General features: G+C 42.2%; 19 protein-coding genes and 2 riboswitches. Of the genes, 17 read left to right on the top strand and 2 right to left on the bottom strand.

The annotated features are described in order from the left end of the window. Nucleotides 1-4: 4 nt before the first annotated feature. Complete coding sequence (locus GLV98_RS06095; protein ID WP_146816734.1) at nucleotides 5-262, bottom strand: hypothetical protein; 258 nt, start codon at nucleotides 260-262, stop codon at nucleotides 5-7. A gap of 239 nt (nucleotides 263-501) precedes the next feature. Between GLV98_RS06095 and GLV98_RS06090 the strand changes: the two genes are divergently transcribed. The 8 genes from GLV98_RS06090 to GLV98_RS06055 all read left to right on the top strand — a co-directional run bounded on the left by GLV98_RS06090 (nucleotide 502) and on the right by GLV98_RS06055 (nucleotide 9,066). Further along, nucleotides 502-1,419 (top strand): proline dehydrogenase family protein, encoded by a 918-nt coding sequence (locus GLV98_RS06090; protein WP_160913141.1) that lies wholly within the window; start codon nucleotides 502-504, stop codon nucleotides 1,417-1,419. A 217-nt stretch (nucleotides 1,420-1,636) separates the two neighbouring features. Beyond that, the gene (locus tag GLV98_RS06085) at nucleotides 1,637-4,036 is read left to right on the top strand and encodes a 3-hydroxyacyl-CoA dehydrogenase/enoyl-CoA hydratase family protein (RefSeq protein WP_160913140.1); all 2,400 of its coding nucleotides are present in this window, start codon (nucleotides 1,637-1,639) and stop codon (nucleotides 4,034-4,036) included. A gap of 25 nt (nucleotides 4,037-4,061) precedes the next feature. Further along, entirely contained in the window at nucleotides 4,062-5,237 is a 1,176-nt protein-coding gene (locus GLV98_RS06080; RefSeq protein ID WP_160913138.1) for an acetyl-CoA C-acetyltransferase, read from the top strand. Nucleotides 5,238-5,256: 19 nt separating this feature from the next. After that, nucleotides 5,257-7,035, top strand: coding sequence for an acyl-CoA dehydrogenase family protein (locus tag GLV98_RS06075; RefSeq protein ID WP_160913136.1), 1,779 nt, complete (start codon nucleotides 5,257-5,259; stop codon nucleotides 7,033-7,035). Nucleotides 7,036-7,450: 415 nt separating this feature from the next. After that, a complete protein-coding gene (locus GLV98_RS06070; protein WP_160913133.1) occupies nucleotides 7,451-7,810 on the top strand; it encodes an arsenate reductase family protein in 360 nt (119 codons plus the stop codon). An 80-nt stretch (nucleotides 7,811-7,890) separates the two neighbouring features. Beyond that, complete coding sequence (gene gcvH / locus GLV98_RS06065) at nucleotides 7,891-8,274, top strand: glycine cleavage system protein GcvH (protein ID WP_146816721.1); 384 nt, start codon at nucleotides 7,891-7,893, stop codon at nucleotides 8,272-8,274. A 122-nt stretch (nucleotides 8,275-8,396) separates the two neighbouring features. Then, on the top strand, nucleotides 8,397-8,744 hold the full coding sequence (locus GLV98_RS06060) for a toprim domain-containing protein (RefSeq protein WP_115822662.1): 348 nt from the start codon (nucleotides 8,397-8,399) through the stop codon (nucleotides 8,742-8,744). Between the two features lie 4 nt (nucleotides 8,745-8,748). Then, nucleotides 8,749-9,066 (top strand): thioredoxin family protein, encoded by a 318-nt coding sequence (locus tag GLV98_RS06055; protein WP_423785004.1) that lies wholly within the window; start codon nucleotides 8,749-8,751, stop codon nucleotides 9,064-9,066. Between the two features lie 138 nt (nucleotides 9,067-9,204). On the opposite strand, the gene GLV98_RS06050 is transcribed toward GLV98_RS06055, so the two are convergent. Next, nucleotides 9,205-9,627 (bottom strand): TlpA family protein disulfide reductase, encoded by a 423-nt coding sequence (locus tag GLV98_RS06050; protein WP_423785003.1) that lies wholly within the window; start codon nucleotides 9,625-9,627, stop codon nucleotides 9,205-9,207. 90 nt (nucleotides 9,628-9,717) lie between these two features. After that, nucleotides 9,718-9,823, top strand: a riboswitch (SAM riboswitch). A 235-nt stretch (nucleotides 9,824-10,058) separates the two neighbouring features. Then, nucleotides 10,059-10,167, top strand: a riboswitch (SAM riboswitch). 80 nt (nucleotides 10,168-10,247) lie between these two features. Here GLV98_RS06050 and GLV98_RS06045 point away from each other — a divergent pair. From GLV98_RS06045 to sufU, 9 genes are all read left to right on the top strand, one after another. Beyond that, nucleotides 10,248-11,273, top strand: coding sequence for a methionine ABC transporter ATP-binding protein (locus GLV98_RS06045; RefSeq protein ID WP_160913129.1), 1,026 nt, complete (start codon nucleotides 10,248-10,250; stop codon nucleotides 11,271-11,273). Continuing rightward, nucleotides 11,266-11,934, top strand: a complete 669-nt coding sequence (locus tag GLV98_RS06040) for a methionine ABC transporter permease (protein WP_160913127.1) — start codon at nucleotides 11,266-11,268, stop codon at nucleotides 11,932-11,934. The genes GLV98_RS06045 and GLV98_RS06040 overlap by 8 nt, the downstream gene beginning before the upstream one ends. A gap of 27 nt (nucleotides 11,935-11,961) precedes the next feature. Beyond that, nucleotides 11,962-12,819 carry a MetQ/NlpA family ABC transporter substrate-binding protein gene (locus GLV98_RS06035; RefSeq protein WP_160913125.1) on the top strand — a complete coding sequence of 286 codons (858 nt, stop codon included), beginning with the start codon at nucleotides 11,962-11,964 and terminating at the stop codon, nucleotides 12,817-12,819. A 66-nt stretch (nucleotides 12,820-12,885) separates the two neighbouring features. After that, entirely contained in the window at nucleotides 12,886-13,251 is a 366-nt protein-coding gene (locus GLV98_RS06030) for a carboxymuconolactone decarboxylase family protein (protein ID WP_089654166.1), read from the top strand. 226 nt (nucleotides 13,252-13,477) lie between these two features. Beyond that, nucleotides 13,478-13,618 carry a hypothetical protein gene (locus tag GLV98_RS19955; protein ID WP_202410004.1) on the top strand — a complete coding sequence of 47 codons (141 nt, stop codon included), beginning with the start codon at nucleotides 13,478-13,480 and terminating at the stop codon, nucleotides 13,616-13,618. 243 nt (nucleotides 13,619-13,861) lie between these two features. Further along, complete coding sequence (sufC, locus tag GLV98_RS06025) at nucleotides 13,862-14,641, top strand: Fe-S cluster assembly ATPase SufC (protein WP_146816706.1); 780 nt, start codon at nucleotides 13,862-13,864, stop codon at nucleotides 14,639-14,641. Between the two features lie 19 nt (nucleotides 14,642-14,660). Continuing rightward, nucleotides 14,661-15,968, top strand: a complete 1,308-nt coding sequence (sufD, locus tag GLV98_RS06020) for a Fe-S cluster assembly protein SufD (protein WP_160913123.1) — start codon at nucleotides 14,661-14,663, stop codon at nucleotides 15,966-15,968. Beyond that, nucleotides 15,968-17,188 carry a cysteine desulfurase gene (locus GLV98_RS06015; protein WP_160913121.1) on the top strand — a complete coding sequence of 407 codons (1,221 nt, stop codon included), beginning with the start codon at nucleotides 15,968-15,970 and terminating at the stop codon, nucleotides 17,186-17,188. The genes sufD and GLV98_RS06015 overlap by 1 nt, the downstream gene beginning before the upstream one ends. Beyond that, nucleotides 17,178-17,621 carry a Fe-S cluster assembly sulfur transfer protein SufU gene (sufU, locus tag GLV98_RS06010; RefSeq protein ID WP_160913119.1) on the top strand — a complete coding sequence of 148 codons (444 nt, stop codon included), beginning with the start codon at nucleotides 17,178-17,180 and terminating at the stop codon, nucleotides 17,619-17,621. The genes GLV98_RS06015 and sufU overlap by 11 nt, the downstream gene beginning before the upstream one ends. The last annotated feature ends 12 nt before the right edge of the window (nucleotides 17,622-17,633 follow it).

Raw genomic sequence — 17,633 nt, 5'->3', positions numbered from 1 at the left:
CTCCTTAGTTGGTGGTTTGGGATTGAGAATTCAAATGGTTAAGCAGCTTATCATAATGACGTTGGTGCATTTGACCCGCCTCTTCTAAAGCGGCCTGTATTTCCGGCGTTTGACAATTTTGTGCGAAGAAATGAGCTTTTTTACAAGCATTCAAGTTCCAGGACAACATATCAGCAAGATAAAGCTGATCTTTTGTGCTCACGATGTTAGGTACTTGAGACATAGGTTGGGATTGCTGCATCGATTGGTTTTGTTGTTGCATCACGTTTCCTCCTTCTTTTTTCATTTTTTATTATGACCCTCCTCTTCATTTCTATAAGAAAAATCTCATGCATGATAATTGAAGATTGCTTTGGTGAAAGAGATGGGAGTTTGTCGAAGGAAACATTATTTTTACCCATTTCATCTAATAAATGATAAAATAGTAGTATGTTAACGATTACATGACGGAAAAATCAGAATAATTTTTGTGAACGGGAACAAGGTTTAGGGGGTAGGAGAATGGAACGGATACTCAGAAACTTTTTTCTATTTTTATCAAAAAACCGGTTTTTTACAAAGTTGGCAAAAAGATATGGCCTTCGCTTTGGTGCAGGAAAGTTCGTAGCGGGAGAAACTGTTCCTGATGCCGTTGAAACAATCCAAGAATTAAATAAGAAAGGGATGGCTGTGACCATCGACCACCTAGGGGAATTTATTGATAGTGAAGCAGAAGCAAGAGAGGCAGCGGAAGGCTGTATAAAAGCGATCGAAGCAATTGCAGAACATCAGTTGGATTCCCAGCTTTCTCTGAAATTAACTTCTATGGGTCTGGATATATCTGAAGACCTTGTCATGGAGAATATGCGCAGGATCTTGGATGTCGCTGAAGAAAAAGATGTGTTTGTTACCATTGACATGGAGGATTACGAAAGATGTGAAAAGACGCTTGAAATCTTTAAGAAGCTGCGTGAGGATTATCAGCATATCGGAACCGTATTACAGTCCTATTTATACCGTACCGTTGACGATATAAAAGATCTCGACAAATACAACCCAAATTTACGACTTGTTAAAGGCGCCTATAAAGAGTCACCTAAGGTCGCTTTCCCCGACAAGAAAGACGTAGATGAAAATTTGAAAAAGATCATCCGTATCCATTTGCTGAACGGGAATTACACAGCCGTAGCCAGTCATGATGATCGCATGATTGAATACACGAAATCTCTTGTTGAAGAAAAGGATATATCAAAGGAACAATTTGAATTTCAAATGCTATATGGAATTAGAGTGGAAAGACAAGAAGAGTTAGTGAAAGAAGGTTATAAGATGCGCGTGTACGTCCCTTATGGAAATGATTGGTATGGGTATTTTATGAGAAGACTTGCCGAGAGACCGGCGAACGTTGCATTTGTGTTAAAAGGTGTGTTCGGAAAATAACCTGAAGCCCGCAGTCTTGCGGGCATCCTTTAGGATGATCATGCATAGAATACATGAACCAGAAAAATCCAAGGGAAGATTTCACAGAATTATGGAGAAAAGGATTGCGAAATGTCTGAAAATATTTTATATTATACATAGATACGAATTAGCCGTACTTATTTTTTTGGCTGTAAAATGAATGAGTATTCATTCAAATGAGATAGGGGGAAATGTAATGAATCACAAAATCAAGCGGGCAGCCGTCCTTGGATCAGGAGTAATGGGCGCAGGGATCGCCGCACATTTAGCGAATGTAGGAATTCCTACATTGATGATGGATATCGTCCCTCGTGAACTTACGGATACAGAGGCAAAAAGAGGGCTTACGCTGGAAGATACAGCTGTAAGAAATCGAATTGCTGCTGAAAATAAAAAAGCACTTCTTAAACAAAAGCCTTCACCATTAACGAGTAAACAAAATCTCGATCTCATTGAAGTCGGAAACTTTACCGATGATATGGAACGATTATCAGATGTCGATTGGGTCATTGAAGTAGTCGTCGAGAATCTTGATATCAAGAAAAAAGTTTTAGCTGACGTCGATCGCTACCGTAAGAAAGGCGCTTTTGTAAGTTCCAATACTTCTGGAATATCCATTGAAGCCATGTCCGAAGACTGCAGCGAGGATTTCAAAGCTCATTTCCTAGGCACACACTTCTTCAACCCGCCACGTTATTTGAAGTTATTAGAAGTGATTCCGACGAAGCATACAAGTCCAGACGTTCTTCAGTTCATGAAAGAATTTGGAGAAGATGTTCTTGGCAAGGGTGTCGTCGAAGCGAAAGACACGCCGAACTTCATTGCCAATCGAATTGGAACTTACGGTCTTTTAGTGACCGTCCAACAAATGCTTGAAAAAGGGTATTCCGTCGGCGAAGTGGATTCTGTCACCGGTCCGATGATCGGTCGTCCAAAGAGTGCGACCTTCCGTACGCTTGATGTTGTTGGTTTGGATACTTTCATCCATGTGGCCAACAACGTGTACGATCAAGTAGAAGGAGAAGAGAAAAAAGCTTTTGAAACCCCTGACTTCATGAAAAACATGCTTGAAAAAGGATGGTTGGGATCGAAGAGTGGTCAAGGGTTCTTCCTGAAACAGAAAGGTGAAAAGGGAAGTGAAATCCTGCAGCTTAACCCTGAAACCCTTGAATATGAAAAGCGTGGCAAGTTAAAAACCAAGGCCACTGAAATGGCGAAACAGGAAAAAGGTCCACAGCGAAAATTGAAAACGCTCGTAAATGCAGAAGGGGACCGTGCGGGAGACTTAGTATGGTCTGTAGTCAAACCAGTTCTACTTTATTCAGCCGAGTTATACGGTGAAATCGCAGATGATGTACCGTCTATTGACGAGGCCATGCGCTGGGGATTCGGCTGGGAACTCGGTCCATTTGAAATGTGGGACAGCATCGGAGTGAAAGCTTCTGTAGAGCGTATGAAGAAAGAAGGAGAGACGATTCCAACGTGGGTAGAGAAGATGTTGGATGAAGGTATCGATACATTTTATAAAAAAGAAAATGGAAACGTTTACTTCTATTATGATGGAAAATACAAGCAACAGTCCTTTAATGAAAAAGTCATTAATCTTAAACGCTTGAAAGAAGAGCGGGAGGTTATTAAGAAAAATGCCGGTGCCAGTTTAATCGATCTTGGCGATGGGGTTGCCGGCCTGGAGTTTCATTCCAGAAGCAATGCGATTGGGCTTGATATCATTCAGATGATTAATTATGCCATCGATCATGTAGATGAGAACTTCGAAGGTCTTGTTATCGGAAATCAGGCGAAAAACTTCTGTGTCGGTGCAAACCTTGGGATGATCCTTATGGAAGCGCAAGATTTCAACTTCTTTGAAATCGAAATGGTCGTGAAAAGTTTCCAGGATAGCATGATGAAAATGAAATATTCGGATAAACCTGTCGTTGCCGCACCTTTCGGAATGACACTTGGCGGCGGAGCTGAGGTTTGTCTGCCAGCTGATGCCATCCAGGCTTCACAGGAAACCTATATGGGTCTAGTAGAAGCTGGTGTCGGTCTAATTCCTGGTGGTGGTGGAAATAAAGAACTTTATATCAAATACTTGAGAAACATACCTGAAGGCATTGACTTTGACCTTCAGAAGGTTGCGAACAGTGTGTTTGAGAAAATCGCTATGGCGAAAGTTTCTACTTCAGGCGAGGAAGCGAAAGAGAATGGTTTCTTAGATTCACGAGATGCGATTAGTGTCAACGGAGATCACCTCCTTCATGATGCGAAACAAAAAGTGCTCGGATTAGCGAGGTCAGGCTACAAGGCGCCTAAACGGACGAAAATACCGGTAGTGGGCGAGCAGGGCTATGCAACAATGGTTCTAGGAGCTAAATCACTCGCTCTAAGTGGATATGCGAGTGAACACGATCTTAAAATCGCTGAAAAACTAGCTTTTGTCCTATCAGGAGGAAAGTTGAGAGAAGGAACGCTCGTGGATGAGCAGTATTTGTTAGATCTTGAACGTGAAGCCTTTTTAAGTCTCGTAGGTGAGGCGAAGTCTCAAGCACGTATGCAGCACATGCTCATGAAAGGAAAACCGCTACGTAATTAATTTAACCAAAAGAGGGGGAAGAGCCGTGAAAGAAGCAGTTATCGTATCAGGAGCTCGTACACCAGTCGGTCGGGCGAAGAAAGGGTCACTCGCACATACGCGTCCCGATGACCTGGCCGCTTTGACAATTAAAGAAACCTTGAAAAGAGCCAACAATTATGAGGGCAACATCGATGATGTCATTATCGGGTGTGCGATGCCTGAAGCAGAACAAGGAATGAACATGGCAAGAAACATTGCAGGGCTTGCCGGACTTCATCATAAAGTACCAGCGATTACAGTTAACCGTTATTGTTCCTCTGGTTTGCAAAGTATCGCTTATGCCGCAGAAAAAATCATGCTTGGTCACAGTGACACAGCCATCGCAGGCGGAGCGGAGTCCATGAGTCTCATCCCTATGGGGGGGCATGTGATTAAGCCGAATATCCAGTTGGTCGAAAACGCTCCTGAGTATTATATGTCCATGGGTCATACCGCTGAAGAAGTCGCGAATCGTTTTGAAATCTCAAGGGCGGATCAGGATGCATTTGCGGTTCAGAGTCACGAGCGTGCAGCTAGAGCGATCCAGGAAGGGAAATTCGAGGATGAAATCGTTCCAGTTGAAGTGACGAACCGTGAGCTTGGGAAAGACCACAAAGTAAAAGAAACAAAAACCTTATTTTCAATGGATGAAGGAGTTCGAGCAGGTACTACGCCTGATGTGCTTGGTAAGCTGAAGCCTGCCTTTTCAACGAAAGGTTCTGTAACAGCGGGGAACTCTTCGCAAATGAGTGACGGTGCAGCAGCTGTTATGGTGATGGATAGGGAAAAAGCAGAAGCTGAAGGTCTTACACCTTTAGTCAAATTCCGCTCCTTTGCAGTGGCGGGAGTGGAGCCGGAGATCATGGGAGTCGGACCGATTGAAGCCGTACCGAAAGCTTTACGAATGGCTGGTCTTTCTTTATCCGACATTGGACTCTTTGAATTGAATGAAGCTTTTGCTTCTCAATCCCTTCGAGTCATACGTGAACTTGGATTAGATGAAGATAAAGTAAACGTGAACGGTGGGGCTATTGCCTTAGGCCACCCGCTAGGATGTACAGGAACGAAGCTTACGCTGAGCTTGATTCATGAAATGAAACGCAGAAATGAACAATTCGGTGTTGTAACGATGTGTATTGGTGGCGGTATGGGAGCCGCTGGAGTATTTGAATTAATTTAACTCGGGGAGGAACAGAAGGATGAGCGATTTGAAAGAGATGATTAAAGGCGGAGGATTCATTGTCGAAGATTTGACTGCAGAAGATGTGATTACACCGGAAGATTTTACGGATGAACATTTAATGATTGCAAAAACAGCGGAAGATTTTGTTCTTGGTGAGGTTGTTCCAAAAATCGAAAACCTTGAAAACCATGAATTCGAGCATTCCGTTGCTCTATTGAAGCAAGCGGGAGAGTTGGGGTTGTTAGGTGCTGATGTACCAGAAGAGTACGGTGGACTACAGTTAGATAAAATCAGCTCTTCTCTAATCACTGAAAAGTTTTCTCGTGCTGGAGGCTTTTCCGTTACCCATGGTGCTCACGTAGGAATCGGGTCCCTACCCATTGTTTTCTTCGGTAATGAAGACCAGAAACAAAAATATCTTCCACTCCTTGCGACTGGGGAGAAAATTGCAGCCTACGCTCTCACAGAGCCAGGTTCAGGCTCCGATGCTCTTGGAGCGAAAACGACAGCCAAGTTAAATGATGCAGGAACTCATTATGTGCTAAATGGTGAGAAACAGTGGATTACAAACTCTGCGTTCGCTGATGTGTTCGTCGTATATGCAAAAATTGATGGAGATAAGTTTACGGCCTTTATTGTGGAGCGTGATTACCCAGGCGTATCTACAGGGCCGGAAGAGAAGAAGATGGGAATTAAGAGTTCTTCCACTCGTACATTGATTCTGGAAGATGCTGAAGTCCCTGTCGAGAATGTTCTTGGGGAAGTTGGCCGAGGTCACGTCATTGCCTTCAACATCCTAAACGTCGGTCGCTATAAGCTGGCTATTGGTGGAGTAGGTGGATCCAAGCGGGCGATTGAACTTTCTGTCAAGTATGCAAAGGACCGCAAACAGTTCAAGACTCCAATTGCAAGCTTTCCACTGATTCAGGAAAAGATCGGTTCCGTAGCAGCCAACACGTATGCGAATGAAAGCTCCGTGTATCGTACGGTAGGTTTATTCGAACAAAGTATGGGTAAATTGTCTGACGAAGAGCTAAAGGATGGCGCTGCTGTTGCTAAAGTTATCGCAGAATATGCCATCGAATGTTCATTGAACAAAGTGTTCGGTACAGAACTCCTTGATTTTGCCGTTGATGAAGCGGTACAAATTCATGGTGGATACGGGTTCATGGCTGAATATGAAGTAGAAAGAATGTACCGTGATTCCCGAATCAACAGAATTTTTGAAGGAACGAACGAAATCAATCGTATGATCGTCCCAGGTACACTGTTGAAGAAAGCAATGAAAGGTGAATTGCCTATCCTTCAGCAAGCACAAGCCCTTCAAGAAGAAATCATGATGATGCCGGAAGAACCAGGCGTAGAAGTCCTGGAACAAGAGAAATATTTACTGAAAAATGCGAAGAAGATCGGCCTCCTTGCCGCAGGTCTTGCCGCACAGAAATACGGAGAAAAACTGGAAAATGAACAAGAACTCCTTGTAAATATCGCGGATATGGTAGGCGAGATTTATAACATGGAATCTGCCGTCCTTCGTACTGAAAAAGCCATCAACAAATCGGGTGAAGAAAAGAACAAGCAAAAGCTTCTTTATACACAAGTGTATGTGCAGGAAGCCTTTAACCGAATTGAAGGACACGCAAAAGAAACATTAATTGCAGCGGAATCTGGGGATTCCTTAAGAATGATGCTTGGTGCATTAAGGAAACTGACGCGCCATACGCCGACGAACGTTATTCCTAAGAAGCGCGAGATTGCCAAAGCATTGATCGAAGCCGAAAAATACACGGTTTAAAAATCAACGGATAAATGTGGCACAGGGCCTGCACTTTCGAACACGCGAAGGTGCAGGCCTTCGTTTTGACCTTCTTTTTGTTAAACAACATGGCAGCATTGTGTAAGATTTGATTTCGAGACTTTTGTTGGAGTTTAGGGGATCCGGGAAAAGGTTCGCTTTCCGTGGGCGAGTGATGAGCCTCCTCGAGCTAACGCTCTACGGGGTCTCATCTACCACGCACTTCCCGCAGGAGTCTCACCGTTTCCCTCCGCACCTTTGCCATATGAAGATCTCGAAACTGAGTCTTTAAGAATAGGGAGGTATTATGGAGGGACTTTATGTGGTGATTGTGAAGACAATAATAGAAATAAATGAAATCTTTACCTTCATTATGATAAAATATTAGACAACAAGAATGAAGGAGGGTGTGTAGATGTCTTTAACCTTCTATTGGTACCCCAATTGTGGTACGTGTAAAAAAGCAAAAAAATGGTTGGATGAGGAAGGGATTGACTACGAATCTGTACATATTGTCGATCATCCCCCTTCAGAAGAGCAGATGAAGAGCTTTATCGCTACTAGTGACAAGCCTGCAAAGAAATTCTTTAACACTAGTGGGAAAAAGTATAGAGAACTGAACATGAAGGAAAAGCTAAAAGAAGCAGATGAAGGTCAAATGATTGAGTGGTTAGCATCTGATGGAATGCTGATAAAGCGGCCCATCCTAACTGATGGTGAAAAAACAACGGTAGGATTCAAGGAAGAAGAGTTTGAAAACGTTTGGTCTCAGTGAGCACATTATTGGGAATAGAAGCCTATAGCTTTTATGTTTATATTTGTTGTTAAACTATAATTATTTTGGAGGTAATTGAAATGAGCGTACCTAAAGATCTGCGTTATTCTGAAGAACACGAATGGGTGAAAGAAGAAGGAGAGAAAGTCAGAGTTGGTATTACTGAATTTGCTCAATCAGAACTTGGGGATATCGTATTCGTAGAACTTCCAGAAGTCGGGGATGAACTAGAAGCAGATGAGCCATTTGGTAGTGTAGAATCTGTGAAGACAGTCTCTGAACTTTATGCTCCTCTTAGTGGTAAAGTTGTAGAAGTAAACGAAGACCTGGAAGACAGCCCGGAGTTTGTCAACGAATCCCCTTACGATAAAGCGTGGATGGTTGTTGTTGAACCAAGTGACAACTCTAAAATCAATGACTTGATGACACCGGAAGAATATGAAGCAATGATTGATGAAGACTAAGGATAGTGCATTGGACAGGCAGGGCTATTAGAAACCTTGTCTGACATGATCACGTTTGATCTTAATCATGTTCAGACCATGCCTGATTGGCATGGTCTGTTTCTATATAGTAGGTGATGAAGATGGATGGAGAACGAATCGTCATTGTTGAAGGAATCACGGATAAAAAGAAGTTGAATAAGGTTCTTGATGAAGAGATTGAAATCATCTGCACCCATGGTACTTTAGGAATCGAGCGGATGGAAGAAATGATTTTTGATCATAACTTAGATGATCGGACCGTGTATATTCTAGTGGATGAAGATGACTCTGGCTACAAATTAAGAAAACAATTGACGGAAGAGCTTCCTCACGCCGAACATATCTATATAGATAAGGCTTTCAGGGAAGTGGCAGCTACGCCAGAACCTGAATTGGCAAGAGCCTTACTCAGTAGACATTTTAATGTAAAGTCGATCTATTTAATATAGGAGGATGGCTGTGGAGGAAATAAATACAACAGATGTAAAGAAGCTCTTTGAAGCTCCACAAACGACCCTCACCTTTGTTCACAGCCCCTTTTGTGCCACTTGTCACTTAGCACGTCAAATGCTTACAACACTTGAGTCTGTATTCGATCGAGAAGTTTTCAAGGAAATGAATGCTTCTCTGCACCCTGAGTGGATGCAGCATTATAAGATAAAAAGTGTCCCGTGTCTGATAGTAACGAGGGGCGGGGAGGTAGAGGAAAAGATTTATGCTTTTCACTCTGTTTCCTATATGTATGAGAAAGTGGTTGGTTTTGTTGAATAGTGTTCATATTTCCCAGGAAATGACTACTATTGTAGTGTTAAAAATTCTCGATACTTAGATGTGATGTGGGAGCTATTCGGTATCAAAAAAGCGAGCAAGGACATGCCAATGTCCTTGCTCGCTTTATTATTATGAACATCATACGATTTCTCCTAATTTGCTTACAATATCTAAAAAGGAGGACTGATCGTCAAAATTCGCATGGATATCTCCTTGTTGATTAATAATGATGGTAGAAGGAACGCCATCACAATTATACAAGTCATAGACGTAACGTCCTTCGTCAGAAAGAGTAGGTTGTGTTAAAAACTTTTCTGTGAATTCGATGCCTTCCTCTACATGCCGTTCCCTTCCAGTTACATTGATCGTCAGCATTTTTACTTTGTTGTGGTCCATGGTTTTGAACAGTTGTTCTTTCATAGGTAAGTCTTTGCCGCAATCTGGACACCAGGAAGCCCAGAAGGTTAACACAATAACTTTCCCTAAGTCTTCTTCAAGTTTATATATAGAAGAGTGGTTGTTGATATAAGGCAGTTCAAATAAAGGGGCTTGTTTGTTCAAAATCATTCTCCTTTTATCGGGTGAAGGTTTTGGATTGACGCTTATCTATTTCCCATGCTAACATAATTATTAAATTCATATCGACATCTTCACTTATCCAGAGTGGCGGAGGGACTGGCCCGACGATGCCCGGCAACCGGCAGGTAAACTGCACGGTGCTAAATCCTGCAAAGTCATTGACTTTGATAGATGAGACATGTTAAAAGCTGTAATCTCTTCTATTAAAGAAGAGATTTTTTGTTTGGTAACTTTTAAGGAATGGGTGCTATATAAGCAATATAATTTCAAGGCTCTGGCTAAAAGAGCTTTTATATTTTCAACCTTTTTTCTGAACAATCTGTTTTTAAGTTGACACAAAATTCGTACGGTGCTAAAATCCTCTTTGTGCTACTTAAACGAATTAAAGTAATAATAATTTAATAAGATAAAATCTCTTATCCAGAGTGGCGGAGGGACTGGCCCGATGATGCCCGGCAACCGGCAAAACTTTTTTGCTCAGGTGCCAATTCCTGCAAAGCATTATGCTTTGACAGATGAGAGAACAGATTTTAGGTATGATTAAAAACGCCACTCTGTTCTCAAAACAGAGTGGCGTTTTTTGGAAGTGGAGGGAAAGCAGCATGATTACAATTAAAGGACTATCAAAGATCTTCCAAACGAAAGATCAAGAAGTTCGAGCAGTGGATGATTTAAGTCTTAACATTAACAAAGGGGAAATTTATGGGGTGATCGGCTATAGTGGGGCAGGTAAAAGTACGTTTATTCGATTACTGAACCGTTTGGAAGATCCCACAGAAGGAAGCGTACTTGTCGATGATCAGGAACTTACTTCTTTAAGCAAAGGAAAATTAAGGTTGGCTAGACAGGAAATTGGAATGATATTCCAGCATTTCAATTTGCTTTGGTCACGAACCGTACATGATAATATTGCTTTTCCGTTGGAAATCGCCGGAATCCCTAAAGCAGAAAGGCAAAAACGTGTCGATGAATTGATTGAATTGGTCGGGTTGAAAGGCCGGGGAGGCTCTTATCCATCCCAATTGAGCGGGGGACAAAAGCAGAGAGTGGGAATAGCCAGAGCGCTTGCAAACAACCCTAAAGTTCTCTTATGTGATGAAGCCACATCTGCGTTGGACCCTGAGACCACGGATTCGATTCTTGATCTCCTTGTGGATATTAACGAAAAGCTTGGCCTCACAATCGTCCTGATAACACATGAGATGCATGTCATTCGCAAAATTTGTCATCAGGTGGCGGTTATGGAACAAGGGAAAATTGTAGAACAAGGGGAAGTCCTGGATGTCTTTCTCCATCCTCAGAAGGCAGTCACAAAGAAGTTTGTCGATCAAGTGATGGGCGATCCAGAAAAAGAAACTTCCTTGGAATTAATTAAGGATAAATATCAATCTGGAGAGATCATACGACTCCATTTTGTAGGAGAAAGTACAAACCAGGCGCTGATTAGTGATCTTTCAAGGAAGTTTGAAGTAGACGTCAACATTCTACACGGAAAGATTACCCAAACACAAAAAGGTGCGTATGGAACAATGTTCGTTCAGTTTGATGGAGACCGAAAAGAAGTCGAGCGAGCCATCGAATATATTGAATCAACATCCGTAGAAGTGGAGGTGAATCCACATGTTTAATCAATGGTTCCCGAACGTAAGAATGGAAGACATGATTACAGCTACAAATGAAACCTTGTACATGACGCTGGTTTCTGTCGCTGGGACATTCGTTTTAGGTTTGCTTTTGGGTCTCCTCCTTTATTTGACCGGACCTGGGGGTCTTTGGGCAAACAAAACATTGAATTGGATTACAGCCTCAGTCGTTAACATATTTAGAGCGATTCCGTTTATCATTCTCATTTTATTATTGTTCCCGTTTACTGATTTTCTGATTGGAACTATTCGAGGGCCTCAAGCAGCGCTACCTGCACTAATTATTGGTGGAGCTCCATTCTATGCCCGTTTAGTGGAAATTGCTTTGAAAGAAGTCGATAAAGGTGTCGTGGAAGCCGCAAAATCTATGGGAGCTAAGTATTCGACCATCATTTTCAAAGTATTGCTTCCGGAATCGATGCCAGCTCTGATATCAGGGATTACCGTAACAGCGATCGCATTGATTGGATACACTGCAGTAGCCGGCGCCATCGGATCTGGTGGTCTTGGTGATTTCGCCTATTTCTACGGTTTCCAAAGAAGTAACTTTGATGTTGTATTCATTTGTACTATTTTAATCATTTTAATTGTGTTTATTTTCCAATTCATCGGGGATGCCATCTCACGGAAATTGGATAAAAGATAAAAATAAGAAAAAGGGAGAGAATTTATAATGAAAAAAATCTGGACGAGTTTAATTGCTGTATTATTTATCCTTGTGCTCGCAGCATGCGGATCATCAAATGAGGAAGAAAACGCTTCAGGATCTGAAGGAGAAGAAGGTGGAACAAAAGAGATTAAGGTAGGAGCTACCAGTGTCCCTCATGCTGAAGTGCTAGAGAAAGCAAAACCTATGCTTGAAGAGGAAGGAATTACATTAACGATTGAAGAATATCAAGATTACATTTTACCGAACCAGGACTTAGATGAAGGTCGTATTGACGCGAACTATTTCCAAACGATCCCTTATATGGAAACCCAAGAAGAAGAGAAAGGGTATGACTTTGCAAACCTTGGCGGGATCCATATTGAGCCGATCGGAGTTTATTCTCAAAAATATGAAAACCTGGAAGACGTTGAAGAAGGTACACAGCTAGTCATGAGTCGTTCTGTATCCACCCATGGTCGAGTCCTTTCGCTCTTAGAGAAAGAAGGATTGATCAAATTGGATGAAAGTGTTGAAAAAGTAGAGGCTACTGTACAGGATATTGTAGAAAATCCTAAAAATATCGAATTTGATACGGGAGTAGATGCAGCTAACCTTCCACAAGTTTATCAACGTGAAGAAGACGTGCTCGTAGCAATCAATACGAACTATGCCATTGAAGCGGGACTATCACCTAGTGAGGATTCAATTATTTTGGAGGAATCTGATTCTCCTTACGTGAACGTTGTGGCTGCTAATAGTGAAGATAAGGACAATGAAGCATTGAATACCCTTGTAGAAGTTCTTCGTTCTGAAGAGATCGTGAATTTCATAAAAGAAGAATATGACGGTGCTGTTGTGCCAGTATCGGGTGATGCTGAATAACGGATAAAATGGGTGACTGCGGTTTATACTAACCGCAGTCACTTATTTTTATTGGGAGGTTTTCATATGCAGGAGCAAAATATGACGTGGACGCAAACGTATTTACATGATTATAAAGAAGGAATGGGAGCCTTCAGAGAGCACATGCCGGAAGTTTCTCATAAGTTCGATGAATTCACACAAGAATGTTTTAAGGCTGGGGAACTATCTAAAAAAGAAAAGCAATTGATGGCATTAGGAATCAGCATTGTTGCTCAGGACGAGTATTGTATGATCTACCACACGAAAGGCTGTGTCGACCAGGGCGCAACAGAAAAGGAAATATTAGAAGCTTGTGGTGTGGCTGCGGCATTTGGAGGTGGAGCGGCTTTAAGTCAGGCCGTAACGCTTGTGCAGGATGCATACATGGATTTAACGACAACGGTCAATTAATAAAATTATTAGAAAATTCAAGGAAATGGGATGTATTCTATATACACGCCTGCGGTAAACGCTTACATCAACCAAAAAGATTTGTTTTGAAATAATTTAAAGTTTCGTGAGGTTTTATTTGGGTATTGTATTTGTGGTACTTTAAATTGTGTAAATAATCTGAAAGGGTTGATTCGTTATTAGTGACGATCTGAACTTGAATTATACTGCTGATATGGAGAAAGCCATGCACCAATCCCATAACATGAGTTATGCGGAGTACAGCAGAAAGTTGGATACACGCTTGAAAGTAGAAGAAAAACGCCAACGTGAATTCGAAGAGAGTCAGAAAATGATTGCCCAGGTCGACCGTCGATTGCATAGATAAATCATGAGATGTAACGAAAAAATCAGGTGTGTTTAGCCACCTGATTTTTTCATGTTATAATACACATGAAAAATGTAGAAATTTGTTTGTTATATGTTCATTTCCTTGGCTTCACATAAAACGGAAAAAGTTGATAACAAGCACTAAATGATATAAGATTGTAATGAGAATAAATTGAGAATGGTTCTTTGTTTCCGATCAACTTGGACATTCTATAAAAATAGATACTGGAGGTATTCATTTATGGCAGGATCAACTTTAGAAATCAAAGATCTTCATGTAGAAATCGAAGGTCAAGAAATCCTTAAAGGTGTTAATTTAACAATCAACGGTGGGGAATTCCACGCTGTTATGGGACCGAACGGAACTGGTAAATCTACACTGGCTTCCGCAATTATGGGTCACCCTAAATATGAAGTAACAAAAGGTGAAGTATTGCTTGACGGCGAAAACGTTCTTGAAATGGAAGTGGACGAGCGAGCTCAAGCAGGTTTATTCCTTGCTATGCAATATCCTAGCGAAATTAGTGGCGTAACAAATTCTGATTTCCTGCGTTCTTCCGTTAACGCTCACCGTGAAGAAGGCGATGAAATCTCCCTTATGAAATTCATCAAAGAGATGGATGCGAAAATGGATACGCTTGATATGGATAAAAACATGGCACAGCGTTATCTTAACGAAGGTTTCTCCGGCGGTGAGAAAAAACGTAACGAAATCCTACAATTAATGATGATCCAACCAGCCATTGCTATTTTGGATGAAATCGATTCTGGTCTTGATATCGATGCATTGAAAGTTGTTGCAAAAGGGATCAACGAAATGCGCAATGATGCTTTCGGTTGCTTGATCATCACTCACTACCAACGTCTATTGAACTACATCACTCCTGATAAAGTACACGTTATGATGCAAGGACGTGTTGTTAAATCTGGTGGACCAGAACTTTCCCAGCGTCTTGAAGCGGAAGGTTATGACTGGATTAAACAGGAACTTGGCATCGAAGACGAAACCGTTAACGCGTAATTAAGATAGGAGGGTAACCATGACAGTAGAAGTCTCACTACCATATGACAAAGAGTACATCTCACAATTCTCCCAAGGGCAGAATGAGCCTGAATGGATGAAGAACCTTCGTCTAAGCGCCCTGGAGAAATCGGAATCTTTACCGCTTCCGAAACCAGATAAAACGAATATCTCCAAATGGAACTTCACAGAGTTCGAGCATCACGTAACGGGTGATCGTATTGAAACTCTTGATGAACTTCCAGTTGAAATCAAAGATTTCTTAGATGAAGAAAAAGAACAGCAGAACCTGGTCATTCAGCGTAACCATACAGTGGCTTACGGAACCATTGATCAGAAATTGAAAGATCAGGGTGTCATTTTCACTGATATCGGTACAGCCCTTAGAGAGCATAGTGAATTGGTGGAGAAGTATTACATGAACGATGCCGTTCACATGGATGAGCATCGTTTGACTGCCCTTCATGCTGCTCTTATGAACGGAGGAATTTTTCTTTACGTTCCAAAGAATGTGCAAATAGAAGATCCTATTCAGGCGATTTTCTGGCAGGAAGATCCAAAGGCTTCCCTGATCAACCACATTTTAGTCGTGGCCGAAGAGAATAGTTCCGTGACATATGTAGAGAACTATATTTCTCACAATAAAGAAGAGAAAACTTCCGCGAACATTGTGACAGAAGTTATCGCTAAAGATGGAGCAAAAGTATCCTTCGGTGCGGTCGACAACTTTGAAGCAGGCACGACCGTTTATGCCAATCGCCGTGGAGTTGCTTATCGTGATTCCGTTATTGAATGGGCGCTTGGACAAATGAACGAAGGCGATACCGTTTCTGAGAATATCACACACTTGATTGGTGACAACTCACACTCCAACGCGAAAACAGTTGCTATTGGACGTGGAAAACAGAAGCAAAACTTTACAGCTAACATCACGCACTTCGGAAAAGGCTCTGACGGTTACATTCTTCAACACGGGGTGATGAAGGATAAAGCGTCGGCTATTTTCAACGGAATCGGTAAAATTGAACATGGGGCAAGCAAGTCTAATGCCGAGCAGGAATCACGTGTTCTTATGCTGAGCAGTGACGCTCGTGGTGACGCGAACCCGATCCTTCTCATTGATGAAGATGACGTAACAGCGGGACACGCCGCTTCTGTTGGACGTGTGGACCCGATTCAATTGTATTATTTGATGAGCCGTGGAATTTCCAAGTTCGAAGCAGAGCGATTAATCATTCACGGATTCCTTGCTCCAGTAGTAAACCAATTGCCTGTTGAAGCTGTTAAGCGCCAGTTGCAGCAAGTGATTGAAAGGAAAGTATATTAATGGATGTAAAAGCGGTACGCGACGAATTTCCTATTCTACACCAGGAAGTAAATGGACATCCGCTCGTGTATTTGGATTCATCAGCGACTTCTCAGAAACCGATCAAGGTGATCGAGAAGCTTGATGAGTACTATCGCGGATACAACTCTAATGTCCATAGAGGTGTTCACACGCTTGGCACAAAAGCGACAGACGAGTATGAAGGCGCGCGTGAGAAAGTGAGACGCTTTATTAATGCGTCCAGTACTCAGGAAGTCATCTTCACACGTGGGACGACAACAGCCATCAATACCGTTGCGGCGAGCTATGGCCGTGCGAACTTGAGTGAAGGTGATGAAGTTGTCATCACTCCGATGGAACACCACAGCAACATTATTCCATGGCAGCAGATTGTTAAGGAAACTGGAGCTACTTTGAAGTATATTCCATTGCAATCTGATGGCACCATTCTTTTAGAGGATGTACAAAAGACAGTGACATCCAATACCAAAATTGTTTCTGTCATGCATGTGTCGAATGTTCTTGGGACAATCAATCCGGTGAAAGAGATTGCTCAAATTGCCCATAACCAAGGAGCTGTTATGCTTGTTGATGGTGCACAAAGTGCTCCTCACATGAAGATCGATGTTCAGGACTTGGATGCTGATTTTTACGCTTTCTCAGGTCACAAGATGTGCGGTCCGACTGGAATCGGAGTTCTATACGGGAAGAAGGCACTTCTTGAGAAAATGGAGCCTGTTGAATTTGGTGGGGAAATGATTGATTTCGTCAATCTTTATGATTCGACATGGAAGGAACTCCCTTGGAAGTTTGAGGGAGGCACACCCATCATTGGTGGAGCTGTCGGCCTAGGTGCTGCCATTGATTTTCTTACAGATATCGGATTAGATGAAATCAAGGATCATGAAGAGAAACTTGCTTCTTATGCCATGCAAGAAATGAATAAAGTCGATGGCATGACCATTTATGGCCCAGAGCATAGGGCCGGTCTTGTCACTTTCAACCTATCAGATGTCCACCCTCACGATCTTGCTACGGTTTTAGACGCTGAGGGAATCGCTGTACGTGCAGGGCACCATTGTGCGCAGCCATTGATGCGTTGGCTGGAAGTTTCAGCGACGGCAAGAGCAAGCTTTTACTTGTATAATACTGAAGAAGAAATTGATAAACTTGTTGCAGGATTAAAAACAACAAAGGAGTATTTTGGCGATGTCTTTTAATAACCTGGATACACTTTATCGTCAAGTCATCATGGATCATTATAAAAATCCGCGCAACCGTGGTTCCATCGAAGGAAATCCTATGACTGTAGATATGAACAATCCTACATGTGGGGACCGCATTCAGCTGCAGTTGTTGGTCGACGATGGCATTGTGAAGGATGCTAAGTTCGATGGTGAGGGCTGTTCTATCAGCCTATCCTCAGCCTCCATGATGACACAGGCAATCAAAGGAAAGCCAGTTGACGAAGCACTGAAAATGTCTGAGCTCTTTTCTGACCTGATGCAGGGGAAAGATATCGACGAAGGCAACATAGACCTTGGAGATATTGAAGCCCTACAGGGAGTTTCCAAGTTCCCTGCCCGTATTAAATGTGCGACACTAGCTTGGAAAGCAATGGAAAAGGGTGTAGATGTAGAGAAGGAAGACTAAGCTTTTCTATAC

It is taken from the genome of Halobacillus litoralis (assembly GCF_009856415.1).
In the GTDB taxonomy this organism is placed as follows: Bacteria; Bacillota; Bacilli; order Bacillales; family Halobacillaceae; genus Halobacillus; species Halobacillus litoralis_C.
Note: the sequence above shows the minus strand (reverse complement) of the source record. Positions and strands in the feature narration are given on the sequence as shown.